Raw genomic sequence first — 14,604 nt, forward strand, 5'->3', positions numbered from 1 at the left:
GAAAGAAGGTATCTTCTTTCCTTTTTACTATATTTGTTCAAATTTATTGTTAGTTATTCCAATTAGCTATGTAATATGGGTGAATGCCGTTTTCTAATAGCTCAGTAAATGCATCAATATGAATAGGCTTACTGTAATAATAACCTTGAATAAACTGACATTTATTTTTTTGAAGGAAATTTACGTGCTCTTTTGTTTCTACACCTTCAGCAATGACAGACATTCCTAGTGTATTTGCTAATGTGATGATTGTTTTAATAATTTCCATTCCATCATCACATGTTTCAGACATTGTAATAAATTCTCTCGGAATTTTTAATGTATCAATTGGATATAAAGGTAAGTAGGCTAGCGAAGAATAACCTGTACCAAAGTCGTCGATTGAAATGTGAATCCCTAGACTTTTTAGTGTACGCAGTTTTATCAATGTTTCTCGTTCATCCATCATTGCAATTCGCTCTGTTAATTCAAGATCAAGAGAGCTTGCTGGTAAACCTGTATTTGTTAAAGTAGAAGAAATAGACCTTACAAAATCCTCTTGTTCAAATTCTTTAGCAGATAAATTTACACCTATTTTTAAATGTGAATATCCGAGTCCGTGCCAACGTTTCATTTGCTTACAAGCCTGCTCTAATGTCCATTTTCCTATTGAAATAATTTGTAGTGTTTCTTCTGCAATCGGAATAAACTCGTATGGAGAAATAATACCTAATTCAGGATGATTCCACCTAATTAAAGCTTCTGCACCGATGATTTTATTAGATTCACTATCAACTTGAGGTTGATACAAAAGGAACAATTCTTCATTTTGTAGTGCGTTTGGTAAATCTTTTTCTAATCGTAATCGTCTTTCAATTTTTTTAGCGATTACATCGTCATAAATAGAGAGAGAGTTAAGCTCTTTTGCTTTTGCATCATACATTGCAACATTGGCGTTTTTCAGGAGTGTAGCGGTATCGATTCCGGAATGTGGATAAATAGCGATGCCGATACTCAGTGATAAAGTTAATTTATGCTCATGTATGATAAATGATTTTTTCATGCATTCAAATAATTGGTTACATAATTGGAATAAGTAATCTTCGTCAGTATAGTTTTCAATTATGATTGTAAATTCATCGCCACCGATTCTTGAAAGATGAGTATGTGATGGAAGACATGATTGGAATCGCTTTGCTACTTCTTCTAATATGTAATCTCCTGACGAATGTCCAAGTGTATCGTTAATTGCTTTAAAGCGATCTAAATCTAAATATAATAATGCAAACTCGCTTCCTGCTATTTTAGCATTTTTTATAACTCTCTTTAATTTTTTATGAAAAAAGGCACGGTTCCCAATTTTCGTTACTGTGTCATGGAATGCTAAATATTTAATTTCTTCTTGCTGTTTTTTTAGTGCAGTAATATCTTTCACCATAATATAGCTTCCTGAAATTTGTCCGTCTATTATAATAGGAATGATTGTAACGTATAAAAAATAAGTAAAGCCATCTTTATATTGAGAACTAAGTTGTAAGGATGCCGATTCTTGTTGTTTCACTTTCTCTAATGCCAATGCTAGCTTATGCTTATCTTCATCTAAAATAATCGAAAAACAAGTTTCACCTAGTAACTCATCCGTTGGTGCACCAAGTAGTACACTCCCAGCCTTATTTACATTTAAGAATATTCCATTTAAATCAATGGTGAAAATAGGGTCAGGATGATATTCATATAATGATTTAAACTTTTGTTGTTTTTGAGAAAGAGCCTCTGATTTATGAACTAAATCAGACGTCCGTAAAGTAACTTTTTCTTCTAGTTGGGCATTAAATGCCTGCAAACGTTTTGTTAAGGAATTGTTTTGCATACGTACGATAGAATGACGAATGAGTACGAAAATAAAAGTAATACAATTTCCTGTAATGAGAGTTGAAGATGATGTTTGTTCTTTTAATGTAAACCCGATTAGTATTGCAACAGCAAGATAGGGAAATACAACTAAAGCTTTTTTTCCTATTATAGGGTTTACAATGAAATAATTTTTATGGCTATTATGATCTTCTGGAATAGAGCCAGCTATTGCAATAAGTAATATAGGTATTCTATATAAAAGACGTAATAATGTTATCGTTTCAGTTGATAAGTGGTTATTTAAGTAAAAATAAATATAGTTAAAAGTTGCAGAACTTATTAATACAAAAATAAAGATATAAATTTTCCGTTTGGATTTAAAAATTGTTGGACGGAAAAAGAGACTAACACCTAGCAGCAGAAATAATAAATCTGCAATTGGGTATAAAAATGAAAGGAAAACATCTCCTAGTGAAAGAGAGAATATATTTAAACTTGGTTGGTTAAATAAATACCATTCTAATGTAAATATGGAAGTAAGCACTATGCATATATCACAAATAAAGAACGCTTTTTCCCATTTATTGCATTCCTTTAAAATTTTATAGCAGAAAGCGATAAGACAGAAAAATAGAAAAAACATGTAAAATACATCAGAAACAGTAAAACGATGTATTGGAATTTCGAAGAAGCTATCCTGATATGTATATACTATTTTCCCTAATAAAAAACTACCAATTGCTATTGTAATACATATCCAAAACGGATTTGAACTGACTTTTTTAGAATATATAGAGTAAATCAGTGATACAAATGTAATGGCTTCAACGATAAGTGAAGCGAAGCGTACATCTGAATTTGAAAAATGAGTAGGGAACAGATAGAAAAACATAAAATAGATTGAATAGCATATTAATGTTCCAATTAATATACATAATTGTAAATTTTTATTTAATTTCAATGAAATCACCTTCTTTAATTATGTACTATGTTCGTTATATCTATACATAATAATATTATTTAAGAATTGTATCAGATTTCCTTATAAAAATCATGTTTATAAGGAAAGTGTTAAATAGTGTAAGTATTCTTAAAGTTAAAAAAACATTGTGGTTGATAGTATAGACTGTATCAAGATTTTAAATAGAAATTGTATATTTAGTCATCCTTTGAATTGTAAAGTTTTTTTAGTGATTTGTAAGTGGAGATGCAAAATTGCATATAAAATGATGAGGATTTTTTAGGCGAGATTTTTATTTTGAATCTGAAAATTAACATTTGTGAAAATATAGGGAAAGGATATAGAATAAGAACGTGTATTCTTACAGAGTGGATAGTATTGCCACTAAATAGGGAGGTTTTTTATGATATATCGAATTAAAGATGCAGAAATATACTATGAAATTGTGGGAGAGGGTAAACCGGTCATTATCATACATGGCTGCGCCCCTGATCATAGGTTAATGATGAAATGTATGGAATCAGTATTTCAGAAATATGAAGGTTATAAGCGAATATATATTGATTTACCTGGTATGGGGAAATCGAACGCTCCAAATTGGATAAATAGTTCAGATCGTATAGTAGAAGTGCTTATCACATTTATTGAGGAAATCATTTCTACTGAAAAATTTTTATTGGTAGGAGAATCATATGGAGGCTATTTAGCCAAAGGTATACTTACAAAGATGTTTGAGAGAGTTAGCGGATTACTATTAGTATGTCCTGTTGTTGTAGCGGAGCCAGAAAAAAGGATTCTTCCAGATAAACAGGTAATTGTACAAGATGAGGAATATTTAAATACGCTTACTTCCACGGAAAGAGAGAAATTTTGTGAGTTAGCTGTAATAGCAAATGAATATACATATACGCGATTTAAAGAAGAAATTAAGCCTGGGTTAGATGTTGCTAATTATGAATTTATTGAAAGGTTGCAAAAGAATTACTCTCTTACTATGGATTTTCAGCGTGAAAAATATGAAAAGCCCGTTCTTTTACTGACTGGAAGACAAGATATATCAGTAGGTTATCAAAATATTATAGAAATTATTGAAGAATATCCCAGGGCAACATTAGCAGTGTTAGATATGGCAGGGCATAATTTGCAAATTGAGCAGCCTGAATTATTTGAGAGTTTAGTAGGAGAATGGATTAGACGAACAAATCAGCACATTTTATAAAGTATTTTAGTATTACACTTAAGTGTTGAAATGGGATAAATGAACGTGATGTATTAACTAATAAACAATTTTAAGGAGAAATTATGAGCACATATATTTATATGGTTAGACATGGTGAATCACCAAAACTAGAAGGAAATGAAAGAATGCGCGGGTTAACTGAGAAGGGACGTATGGATGCCCGTAGAGTAACTGACATATTAAAAGCGGAGAAAATTCATACTTTTATTTCCAGTCCCTATAATCGGGCTATGTTAACGATAGAGGAGTCAGCTAATTTCCATGAAAAAGAAATAGTAGTATATGAAAATCTTAAAGAGTGTATGTTTTCAAGTGAGGGTCAGGTTATATCAGACAAAGAGGTGTATCCACTTGTACAGAAGATGTTCTCTAATCCGGACTTTTCACGAACGGAAGGAGAGTCATATGCAGACTGCCAGAGAAGAGTAGTGAAAGTATTAAAAGAAATCTTAATAGATTTTCAAGGACGCAAAATTGTAATTGGTACACATGGGCTTGTCATGACATTAATGATGAACTATTTTGATAAACAATATGGTTTTGAATTTTTAATGAATACGTCAAAACCGGATATATATAAGATGGAGTTTAAAGAAGAACAATTAATGAATGTAGAGAGATTATGGAAAGCGGAATAAAATTAGTTGCATGGATTTTGTTGTAAAAGTTACTTTTATAGCAAAGTCTTTTTTTGAATAGAAAGCATCTTTATCAACTATTTTTAGAATGTTAAATCAATAAGTAATTATTCAGTATTTGAATAAATTATGGGGGAATTGGTTTAGGGAAACAATTTTAAATGTGTCAAAACTCCAAACGTTGGATTTATATTCAATAGGAGAAAAAGATGTAGAATTTTGTCTTACAGTCCCCGTTTACTTTTCATTTCATTACATATAGGCTTTGTGGTGTAAGGGGGACATCACCTTTACGCAAAATCTATAAGGAGGTCATTGTAATGAAACAGATTAAAAAGTTTGCGGGAGTTGCTTTAGCGGGGACGATTGGATTAAGTGGACTACTGTTTTTAGAACCAAGTGTAAGCGTTGCGGAAGCACAGCAAGTGAAAGTGGAAAATTTCAATACAATTGATGTAACGATGGATCTAAATGAATTGTATGTATTAAGTGGCAGAAGTATTGATATTCTTTCTGGAGATAAAGAAGCAATTCAGTTAAATAAATACACAATTAGTTTTAATAAACCTGGGAAGTATGTGATTAAAGTAAATGGTTGTATTTATGATGATGTATATACTTTTATTGTGAATGAGTAGTATTATATATTCTTAAATTGCGAGATAAAAACAGAAACACCCTATTTGCGGCGGGAGTCGTAAATAGGGTGAATTTATTTGCATTAAGCAGTACTTTAAATATGTTCACTAATTTTCTTTTTGTTATGTAAAGTATGTAAAAGTGTTTGAAACATCTTAAATGATTGCTGAAAGATTGGACTTTGAATAAAGGTGTACAGAAAAGTTACGATGAAAACAGGACCGCCTAGCATAAATCCAACAACTAGTACAATACATTCTACTATGATTCTAGCACGGCTAATAGAAAGTCCTGTTTTGTCGGAAATAGTAAGCATGAATCCATCACGAGGGCCAGCGCCAATCCCAGCTGCAACGTACATCCCTCCCCCGATACCTGTAATGGCAATACCAGAAAATAAAATGAGTAAGTTTATCCATAAATAATTACTAGCGTCTGGAAGCATGTTTGATTGTAAGAAAAAGTCCATAATGGGACCGATAAGTAGTGCATTCAAAAATGTACCGACATTTATATATTTTCGATCTACTAGTAAAGATATTAGAACGAGACATAACCCACATATGACACTCCACGTACCAATGGTCCATCCAAACTTTTGGTAGAGAGCCATATTTAAAACTTCCCAAGGGTGCAAGCCTAGAAATTTAACTTTGACCGCAAGAGCATTTCCAAGGCCAAAGAAAATTAATCCTAAGAAAAAAAGAAAATAGCGAAAGAGAGTTAGCCTCATCTTTAAAACCTCCCATATTTTATAATTATGTATGTTACCTGTTACGGTTTTAATGTACAAATATTATGTCTTTTTATCATTCGTTTAAAAATGTTAACAATGTAAATGAAATATGTATCTTCACAGTCAAAAAAGTTAAAATATTTCGTTTTAAGGATTATAATGGAGAGAGAAACGTAAAAGGGAGTGAATGAACTTGAAACAAGAACTTATTGAAAGATTTACGAGATATGTAAAAATTGATACGCAATCAAATGAAGAAAGCCATACAGTACCAACAACACCAGGACAAATTGAGTTTGGTAAGTTATTAGTGGAAGAGCTAAAAGAAATTGGGTTAACAGAAGTAATGATGGATGATAATGGCTATGTAATGGCAACACTTCCAGCTAATACGGACAAGGATGTTCCTGTAATCGGATTTTTAGCTCATTTAGATACGGCAACAGACTTTACAGGGAAAAACGTCAAGCCACAAATTCATGAAAATTTTGATGGTAATGCAATTACGTTAAATGAAGAGCTAAATGTTGTGTTAACACCAGAGCAGTTCCCGGAATTACCATCATATAAAGGGCATACCATTATTACAACTGATGGTACAACACTTCTAGGAGCAGATGATAAAGCTGGTCTTACAGAAATTATGGTTGCAATGAACCATTTAATACATAATCCGCAAATTAAGCACGGGAAAATAAGAGTAGCATTTACACCGGATGAAGAAATTGGTCGTGGGCCAGCGCATTTTGATGTAGAAGCGTTTGGTGCATCATTCGCTTATACGATGGATGGAGGTCCATTAGGTGGTTTAGAGTATGAAAGTTTTAATGCTGCAGGTGCTAAGTTAACGTTTAACGGAACGAATACACATCCTGGAACAGCGAAAAATAAAATGCGCAATGCAACTAAACTGGCTATGGAGTTTAATGGGCATTTACCAGTAGAAGAGGCGCCAGAATATACAGAAGGCTATGAAGGATTCTATCATTTACTTTCTTTAAATGGTGATGTTGAGCAAAGTAAAGCGTATTATATTGTTCGAGACTTTGATCGTGAAAATTTTGAGGCACGTAAAAATAACGTTAAAAATATTGTGAAGAATATGCAAGAAAAGTATGGTGAAGATGCAGTTGTCTTAGAAATGAATGATCAATACTATAACATGCTTGAAAAAATTGAACCGGTAAGAGAAATTGTTGATATTGCATATGAAGCAATGAAAAGTTTAGACATTGAACCAAATATTCATCCGATTCGCGGAGGCACAGATGGATCACAATTATCATATATGGGATTACCGACGCCGAATATTTTCACTGGTGGTGAAAACTATCACGGTAAATTTGAGTATGTTTCGGTAGATAATATGGAAAAAGCCGTTCAAGTTATTGTAGAAATTGCAAGACGTTTTGAGGAGCAAGCTTAAAAAAGAACCAAGTAGTACGAATGTGCTACTTGGTTCTTTTAATATAGTACTCGCCATAAATAAAAAGTCGCATAAGACTCCCAATTAGCCCAGTTTGCCGCGAAATCTTTTATTTCATTTTTAGTCGGTTTATTTTCGGAACCTGTTATAAATTTAATTGCATTATGCAGACCAACATCATCAATTGGAAAAGCTGAAGGAAATCTTAAACAACGCATTAAAACATAGTTGGCAGTCCATGGGCCTATACCATGGATAGCGGTTAATTGTTTCTCAGCAACCTTTACATCTTGTGTTTGCAGTAAATCCTCTTTTGATAGTTTTCCCTCTGTGATAAGCTTCGCAATACCGATTAAATATTCACATTTTCTAGTCGTCATTTTTAATTGTTGGAGATCTTCTACATGTAGATTTGCAATTGTTTCAGGTGATGGGAATATCCAATGCTTTCTACCGTCCCATTCTACATAACTTCCAAATTGCTCAACTAATCTTCTTTTTAGCGTATAAGCATATGTTAGGTTAATTTGTTGACCGATAATTCCCCAGGAAAGTGCCTCAAATAAGTCTGGAATACCTAAAGTACGAAGGCCATAATATTGTTCAATTGGTCCTTGAAGGAGTAAATCATGTTTAGCTAATGTATAAAAGGGGGCTAAATCAGTAGTTAAATCAAACCATTCTTTTACATAGTTAGCTACAGCTTCACGTATCGATTTTTCAGATGTGAATGATTCTTCTAAACAAAGTATTTGAATATTGCCATCAGTATTCAAACTAATTTCAACTAAAGGATTTACATCTTGAACAGGGATAACTTTATAAATTTTGTTATCTTCAATATGGAACATACATTCATTGTTAGAACGTGATAGATAACGTAAATTTTCTTGGAAACAAAATTCTTTTGGAACTGCTATAGATAATGCGCTATTATATTCTGCTGTCATATGAATTCCACCTGCAACTTTTCTAATGTAAGCAATTTTTTCTTCATTTCTAATCCACCCCTAAATCCGATTAGTTTCCCATTCTTCCCAATAACGCGGTGACAAGGAATGGTAATAAGAAGAGGGTTAGCAGCAATAGCAGAAGCAACGGCGCGCACAGCTTTAGGTTTTTGAATTCTTTCAGCAATTTCTGTATAAGAATAGGTCTTTCCATAAGGAATTTCACGTACCGCATTCCAAACAGATGATTGAAAATTAGTTCCATAAGCATCGATAGGGAATGTAAAAGTTTCTCGCTTGCTTTCTAAATATTCGATAATTTCTTTCGTATATATTTGCAAGTAATCTGGACTATGGATCAATATATGTTGGGGCAGTTTTTTTCTAGCCCATATATTTAATTCTTCAAAGTTTTCGTCTTGTGATCCAATGAAACATAGTCCATTTTCAGTTGCAGCAATATGAAATCGCCAATTTTTATGTGTAAGTAGCGTCCAATATATATAATTATTTTTGTAGGAATTCATTATCGTATCCCTCTTTCATTTCGTTCTTTTTTCGATATTCAGTAGGAGTAAATCCGGTTTTTTTTTTAAATAAAGTTGCGAAATACTCTGGGTTTTCTATCCCGACAGCAGTACTAATTTCTTTAATAGATTGATTTGTGTGTAAAAGGTATTCGGTTGCTTTAAGAACCCTGAATTGTTGTATATATTCTATAGGAGTTAGCCCTATTATTCTTTTGAAAGTACGCTGTAAATGAAAAGGGCTACCATGACACATTTCCGCAAGCATGTCGAGAGTTAAGGATTCGTCATAATGCTTTTCGATATAGTCTTTAATTTGTTCTACCCACTCTTCATTAGGTAAAGTGATCCCGTTTGGCTTACAACGTTTGCACGGGCGAAAGTTTTCACTTAATGCTTGTTCTGCATGATGAAAAATTCGTACATTGTTTCTATTCGGTATTCTTGATTTGCATGATGGCCTGCAAAAGATTCCAGTTGATTTCACAGCATAAAAGAATTTGCTATCATAGGAAGAATCATTATGAATAATTGCATGCCAATACTCACTCGTTAATGTTAACCCTTCATTGTGCAAAAACATCACCTCTGAAAGTAGTATAACCTGAATAAAGTGCGTATGTACGTATTTACAAATGCAAGAGCAAGATTACAAAGATGAACATATGATTGTTTTTCTATTTTGTGATAGCATGAACTTTGAAAGTGAACATCAAGAGGAGGACTATAAGTGAAGTTAATTTCATGGAATGTAAATGGTTTACGTGCAGTTATTGCAAAGGGTGGATTTTTAGAATATCTCGAAGAATCTAATGCAGATATATTTTGTCTGCAAGAGATTAAATTGCAAAGTGGCCAAATTGATTTAAATCTAGAGGGATATTATACATACTGGAATTACGCTGTGAAAAAAGGGTATTCGGGAACGGCTATTTTTACAAAAAAAGAACCGCTTTCTGTTACATACGGCTTAGAAATTGAAGAGCATGATCAAGAAGGGCGACTTATTACATTAGAATTCGAAGATTTTTACATGATCACGTTATATACACCAAATTCAAAACGTGGATTAGAACGATTAGATTACAGAATGAAATGGGAAGATGATTTCAGATCCTATATCAAACGATTAGATGAGAAAAAACCAGTTATTTTTTGTGGAGACCTAAATGTTGCTCATAAAGAAATCGATTTGAAAAATCCAAAAAGTAATCGTAAAAACCCTGGATTCTCCGATGAGGAACGAGAGAAATTTACATGTATTTTAGAAGAAGGATTTATTGATACGTATCGTTACCTTTATTCTGATCAAGAAGGTGCATACTCGTGGTGGTCGTATCGTATGGGCGCGAGAGCGAAAAATATCGGATGGCGTTTAGATTATTTTGTTGTTTCGGAAAGAATGAAAGACCAAATAACAGAAGCGAAAATTAATAGTGAAGTAATGGGATCAGACCATTGTCCAGTTGAATTACATATAAATTTCTAAAAAAAGAAGTATCTCCCTAAAATCAGGCGGATACTTCTTTTTTTAATTCAGTTTGTTAAAATTTTTCAAATCATTCTTGAAATAATTTCATATTAAATATATACTTAGTAACGATAATCATTATCAGTAGAAACGGTTATCAAGTGATGAAGGTGTAAAAGAATTATAGTCTAGGGGAAGTGAACGTGAATGAGTTCTGGATAAAATTATTAATCTAATGAAATATATATTTGAGACAAGGTTCATATAGTTAAATTTTATTGAGAATATAGTTTGAAAATTCGAGAGGAGACATATAAAGATGAACAAGAAATTATTTACTTTAGGGATGGTTACAGTTTTAAGTGTAGGTTTAGCGGCATGTAATAGTGCGGATAAAACTTCAGGCGAGCAAAAACAACAGACAAAAGCTACGGAAACGAAAAAAGATGAAAAACGAAAAATTACATATTTAGGTAAAGAATATACAGTGCCAGCAAAAGTAGATAAAATTGCGACAGCTAGTTTAGAGTCAATGGAAGATGCGGCGGTACTTGGAATTAAACCAGTTGGTGCCATTACTGTAGGTGGTAAATTACCAAAATACCTTGAAAAAGAGTTAGAAGGTGCGAAATCTGTTGGTGAGAAAATGCAACCAAATTTCGAAACATTACTACAATTAAAACCAGATGTTATTACATCGAGTACGAAATTCCCAGCAGAAACAGCTGAAAAGTTTACGAAAGTAGCTCCTACATTCCCGGTATCACACGTTTCAACAAATTGGGAAGATAACTTAAAGTTAATGGGAGAATTAACTGGTAAAAAAGATAAAGCAGAAAAAATTATTAAAGACTACAATTCGGACGCTGAAAAAGCAAAAGCAAAACTAGGAGATAAGTTAAAAGATAAAAAAGTACTTGTCATTAGATTAAGAGCAAACGAATTATTCTTATATCCAGATGGAGTATACTTCAACCCTGTAATTTATAAAGATCTTGGACTAACTGCTCCAGAACAATTGAAAACTGTAAAAGCACAAGAGAAAATTTCATTTGAAAAACTTGCTGAACTTAACCCAGATTATATTTTCTTACAATATGAGGCAAGTGAAAATAAAAACCCGAAAGTGTTAGAAGAAATTGAAAGTAATCCAATTTGGCAAAGTATGAATGCTGCGAAGGAAAAGAAAGTATTTGTAAATGTTGTAGATCCAATGGCACAAGGTGGTACTGCTTGGAGTAAAACAGCATTCTTAAAAGAAGCAGTGAAAAATTTATCTAAATAATACAATAAGTAAGGTGCGTTGAATGATATGCAGAAAACAAATGCAGTACCAGTAACCATATTATGTATAGCACCCATACTCATCTTATTTACAGTTATACTTTCGATTTTGTATGGGGCGAAAAGTATTGATGCTGAAACAGTGTGGAACGCATTATTTCATTTTGATTCAAGCGATGTAAATCATAATATTATTATTACTTCACGTTTACCAAGGGTAGTTGCAGCTCTTTTAGTCGGAGCATTTCTAGCCATATCAGGAGCACTTATGCAGGGGATGACAAGAAACTATCTTGCATCCCCTTCTATTATGGGTGTGACGGATGGCGCTGCCTTTGTTATTACACTTTGTATGATCTTTCTTCCGGGAATGTCATCAATTGGTATGGTTTTATGTTCAATGATTGGTTCTGCACTAGGAGCCGGTATCGTGTTTGGTTTTGGTTCGCTCCTTCAAAATGGCTTATCACCAGTTAGGTTAGCGATTATAGGGACAGTTATTGGAACATTTTTAAGCAGTGTATCGGCTGCAATGGCTTCATATTTTCAAATTTCTCAAAATGTTAGTTTTTGGTTTAATGCAAAATTAGATCAAGTAGATCCTAATATCATTAAAATCACGATACCGTTTGGGATAATTGGAATAATTTTAGCGCTGTTAATATCAAAATCTATTACCATTCTTTCATTAGGCGAAGAGGTTTCTATTAATTTAGGGCAGCGTACAAAACTAGTTAAAGCGATGGCAATTTTATCAGTTATCTTTTTAACAGGAACAGCAGTTGCTTTAGTGGGGAAAGTTGGTTTTGTAGGTTTAATTATTCCGCACATTACTCGCTTTATAATTGGGGTAGATTATAAGTGGATTTTGCCATGTGCAGGCGTTATTGGTGGCGTTTTCTTAGCGTTATGTGATGTTTTAAGTAGATTTGTAAATTATCCATTTGAAACGCCAATTGGAGTCGTAACATCTTTAATTGGAATTCCTTTCTTCCTTTATTTAATTCGTACAAGAGGAGGAGAGAGACATGCTTAAAAGTTCAAGTCAACGTTTTGGAATGACGATGGGGATTATTGTATTTTTAATACTATGTGCCATTTACATTAGTTTAACGAATGGTACGTTTGATATTACGATTACAGATGTATTTAAAACACTTTTTAGAATTGATCCAGTACCAGAACATGATTTAGTTATTTTTGAGTTTCGCCTTCCGCGTATTGTAATTGCTGGATTAGTAGGATTAGGCCTTGGTGTTGCGGGTGCTGTTATTCAAGGGATTACAAGAAATGGATTGGCAGACCCAGGTATTTTAGGCGTAAACGCCGGAGCAGGAACAGCCATCGTTATTTTTATGTTTTTCTTTCAAGGGCAACTAAAGAGCACAGATTGGATTTCTATAATGATGATGCCTATGTTTGGTTTAATAGGTGGATTAGGTGCAGCGCTAATCATTTATTTGTTTTCTTGGAAAAACGGTAAGTTAGATTCGCAACGACTGTTATTAACAGGGATTGCAATCGGTTCAGGGTTTGGAGCATTCTCTATGTATTTATCACTCAAAATGAAGTCAACCGATTTCGAGATGGCTGCAGTGTGGGTGTCTGGAAGTATATATAGTGCAAACTGGAAGTATATTGTGGCTATGTTACCATGGCTTATTATCTTAATTCCGCTTATACAAAAGAAAGCTTATTTATTAGATTTATTTCAATTGGAAGAAACGAGTATTACAAGTTTAGGTGTTTCAGTAGAAAGAGAGAAATCGATTTTACTGTTAAGTAGTATCGGACTTGTGAGCGCATGTGTTGCTGTTTCAGGGAGTATCGGTTTTATTGGACTAATGGCACCGCATATAGCGAAAAGACTTGTCGGTATTCAACATAAGTATATAATTCCTACGTGCGGCGTAATAGGAATGTTTCTTGTAATTGCTTCAGACTTTATTGCGAAAACAGTTTTCACACCTGTAGAGCTACCAGTTGGAATCGTTATTTCTATTGTCGGTGTACCGTATTTCTTATATTTACTTTATAAGGCGAAAGCGTAAGAGGAGGAATAAAAGTGAGTATTTTAAGTGCAAAAAATTTAGAAACAAGTTATGAAAAGCTTACAGTGTTTCGCGATTTAAATGTGGAAATACAAGAAGGAAAAGTAACGACAATTATAGGTCCAAACGGTTGCGGTAAATCGACATTGTTAAAAACAATGGGAAGAATTTTAAAACAAAAAAGCGGAAAAGTATATTTGCAAGGGCAAGATTTACATACAATTCCAACGAAAGAAATTGCGAAGCAGTTAGCTTTACTCCCGCAAACGCCAATTGCACCAGGTGAACTTAAAGTGGAAGAATTAATTTCTTATGGACGCTATCCACATCGAAATAACGTAAATAAGTTAACGACAAAAGATAAAGAAATGATTGATTGGGCATTAGATATAACGAAAACTTCTGAATTTCGGACGAGACAAATTGCAAATTTATCGGGCGGTCAAAGACAAAAGGTATGGCTAGCGATGGCATTAGCACAAGAGACAGAAGTGTTGCTATTAGATGAGCCAACTACATACCTTGATATGTCTCATCAATTAGATGTATTACAAATTGTGGAGAAGTTAAATAAAGAACATAATTGTACGGTTGTTATGGTATTACATGATATTAATCATGCAGCAAGGTTTTCAGATGAAATTATTGCAATGAAGGAAGGAGAAATTGTTATAACTGGTAGCCCAGAAGAAATCATTACAAATGAAGTGTTAAAAGAAGTATTTCATATTGATGCGCGTGTCATGATTGATCCGTATAACGGGGCTCCTGTTTGTTTCGGTTATGATAGCGTTGTATCTCAAGAAGAAAAAATCGAAATATATGTAACAAGTTAAAAAGGGGGGGAT

Annotated in this window: 14 protein-coding genes; 9 read left to right on the plus strand and 5 right to left on the minus strand. The window is 33.3% G+C overall.

Features of this window, described 5'->3' with window-relative positions:
- Positions 1 to 49: 49 nt before the first annotated feature.
- Complete coding sequence (locus MHI28_RS28440) at positions 50 to 2,794, minus strand: sensor domain-containing protein (protein ID WP_000773542.1); 2,745 nt, start codon at positions 2,792 to 2,794, stop codon at positions 50 to 52.
- Positions 2,795 to 3,197: 403 nt separating this feature from the next.
- On the opposite strand from MHI28_RS28440, the gene MHI28_RS28445 reads away from it, so the two are divergent.
- From MHI28_RS28445 to MHI28_RS28455, 3 genes are all read left to right on the plus strand, one after another.
- A complete protein-coding gene (locus MHI28_RS28445) occupies positions 3,198 to 4,013 on the plus strand; it encodes an alpha/beta fold hydrolase (protein ID WP_000640339.1) in 816 nt (271 codons plus the stop codon).
- An 83-nt stretch (positions 4,014 to 4,096) separates the two neighbouring features.
- Entirely contained in the window at positions 4,097 to 4,672 is a 576-nt protein-coding gene (locus MHI28_RS28450) for a histidine phosphatase family protein (protein WP_000109173.1), read from the plus strand.
- A gap of 320 nt (positions 4,673 to 4,992) precedes the next feature.
- Complete coding sequence (locus tag MHI28_RS28455) at positions 4,993 to 5,310, plus strand: hypothetical protein (RefSeq protein ID WP_000809494.1); 318 nt, start codon at positions 4,993 to 4,995, stop codon at positions 5,308 to 5,310.
- Positions 5,311 to 5,405: 95 nt separating this feature from the next.
- On the opposite strand, the gene MHI28_RS28460 is transcribed toward MHI28_RS28455, so the two are convergent.
- Positions 5,406 to 6,044 carry a YczE/YyaS/YitT family protein gene (locus MHI28_RS28460; RefSeq protein WP_001241258.1) on the minus strand — a complete coding sequence of 213 codons (639 nt, stop codon included), beginning with the start codon at positions 6,042 to 6,044 and terminating at the stop codon, positions 5,406 to 5,408.
- A 196-nt stretch (positions 6,045 to 6,240) separates the two neighbouring features.
- Here MHI28_RS28460 and pepT point away from each other — a divergent pair, with 196 nt between their 5' ends.
- On the plus strand, positions 6,241 to 7,473 hold the full coding sequence (pepT, locus tag MHI28_RS28465) for a peptidase T (RefSeq protein ID WP_000807003.1): 1,233 nt from the start codon (positions 6,241 to 6,243) through the stop codon (positions 7,471 to 7,473).
- Between the two features lie 38 nt (positions 7,474 to 7,511).
- Here pepT and MHI28_RS28470 read toward each other — a convergent pair whose 3' ends face one another.
- Genes MHI28_RS28470 through MHI28_RS28480 form a run of 3 tightly spaced genes read right to left on the minus strand, consistent with a single transcriptional unit; the run spans position 7,512 to position 9,527 of the window.
- Positions 7,512 to 8,423, minus strand: coding sequence for a DNA-3-methyladenine glycosylase 2 (locus MHI28_RS28470; protein ID WP_000123498.1), 912 nt, complete (start codon positions 8,421 to 8,423; stop codon positions 7,512 to 7,514).
- Positions 8,420 to 8,950 (minus strand): methylated-DNA--[protein]-cysteine S-methyltransferase, encoded by a 531-nt coding sequence (locus MHI28_RS28475; RefSeq protein ID WP_086412867.1) that lies wholly within the window; start codon positions 8,948 to 8,950, stop codon positions 8,420 to 8,422. The genes MHI28_RS28470 and MHI28_RS28475 overlap by 4 nt, the downstream gene beginning before the upstream one ends.
- Complete coding sequence (locus MHI28_RS28480; RefSeq protein WP_000551298.1) at positions 8,931 to 9,527, minus strand: bifunctional transcriptional activator/DNA repair enzyme AdaA; 597 nt, start codon at positions 9,525 to 9,527, stop codon at positions 8,931 to 8,933. Before MHI28_RS28480 ends, MHI28_RS28475 begins: the two co-directional genes overlap by 20 nt.
- A 153-nt stretch (positions 9,528 to 9,680) precedes the next feature.
- Here MHI28_RS28480 and MHI28_RS28485 point away from each other — a divergent pair, with 153 nt between their 5' ends.
- The 5 genes from MHI28_RS28485 (at position 9,681) to MHI28_RS28505 (ending at position 14,592) form a co-directional block, all read left to right on the plus strand.
- Positions 9,681 to 10,439 (plus strand): exodeoxyribonuclease III, encoded by a 759-nt coding sequence (locus tag MHI28_RS28485; protein WP_000767606.1) that lies wholly within the window; start codon positions 9,681 to 9,683, stop codon positions 10,437 to 10,439.
- 301 nt (positions 10,440 to 10,740) lie between these two features.
- Positions 10,741 to 11,706 carry an iron-hydroxamate ABC transporter substrate-binding protein gene (locus MHI28_RS28490; RefSeq protein ID WP_001035504.1) on the plus strand — a complete coding sequence of 322 codons (966 nt, stop codon included), beginning with the start codon at positions 10,741 to 10,743 and terminating at the stop codon, positions 11,704 to 11,706.
- Positions 11,707 to 11,733: 27 nt separating this feature from the next.
- The gene (locus MHI28_RS28495; RefSeq protein WP_001173054.1) at positions 11,734 to 12,741 is read left to right on the plus strand and encodes a FecCD family ABC transporter permease; all 1,008 of its coding nucleotides are present in this window, start codon (positions 11,734 to 11,736) and stop codon (positions 12,739 to 12,741) included.
- Positions 12,734 to 13,756 (plus strand): FecCD family ABC transporter permease, encoded by a 1,023-nt coding sequence (locus MHI28_RS28500; RefSeq protein WP_000920455.1) that lies wholly within the window; start codon positions 12,734 to 12,736, stop codon positions 13,754 to 13,756. The genes MHI28_RS28495 and MHI28_RS28500 overlap by 8 nt, the downstream gene beginning before the upstream one ends.
- A gap of 14 nt (positions 13,757 to 13,770) precedes the next feature.
- Entirely contained in the window at positions 13,771 to 14,592 is an 822-nt protein-coding gene (locus tag MHI28_RS28505) for an ABC transporter ATP-binding protein (RefSeq protein WP_000025762.1), read from the plus strand.
- Positions 14,593 to 14,604 lie beyond the last annotated feature (12 nt).

It is taken from the genome of Bacillus sp. FSL K6-0268 (assembly GCF_038005425.1).
Taxonomy (GTDB): domain Bacteria; phylum Bacillota; class Bacilli; order Bacillales; family Bacillaceae_G; genus Bacillus_A; species Bacillus_A thuringiensis_S.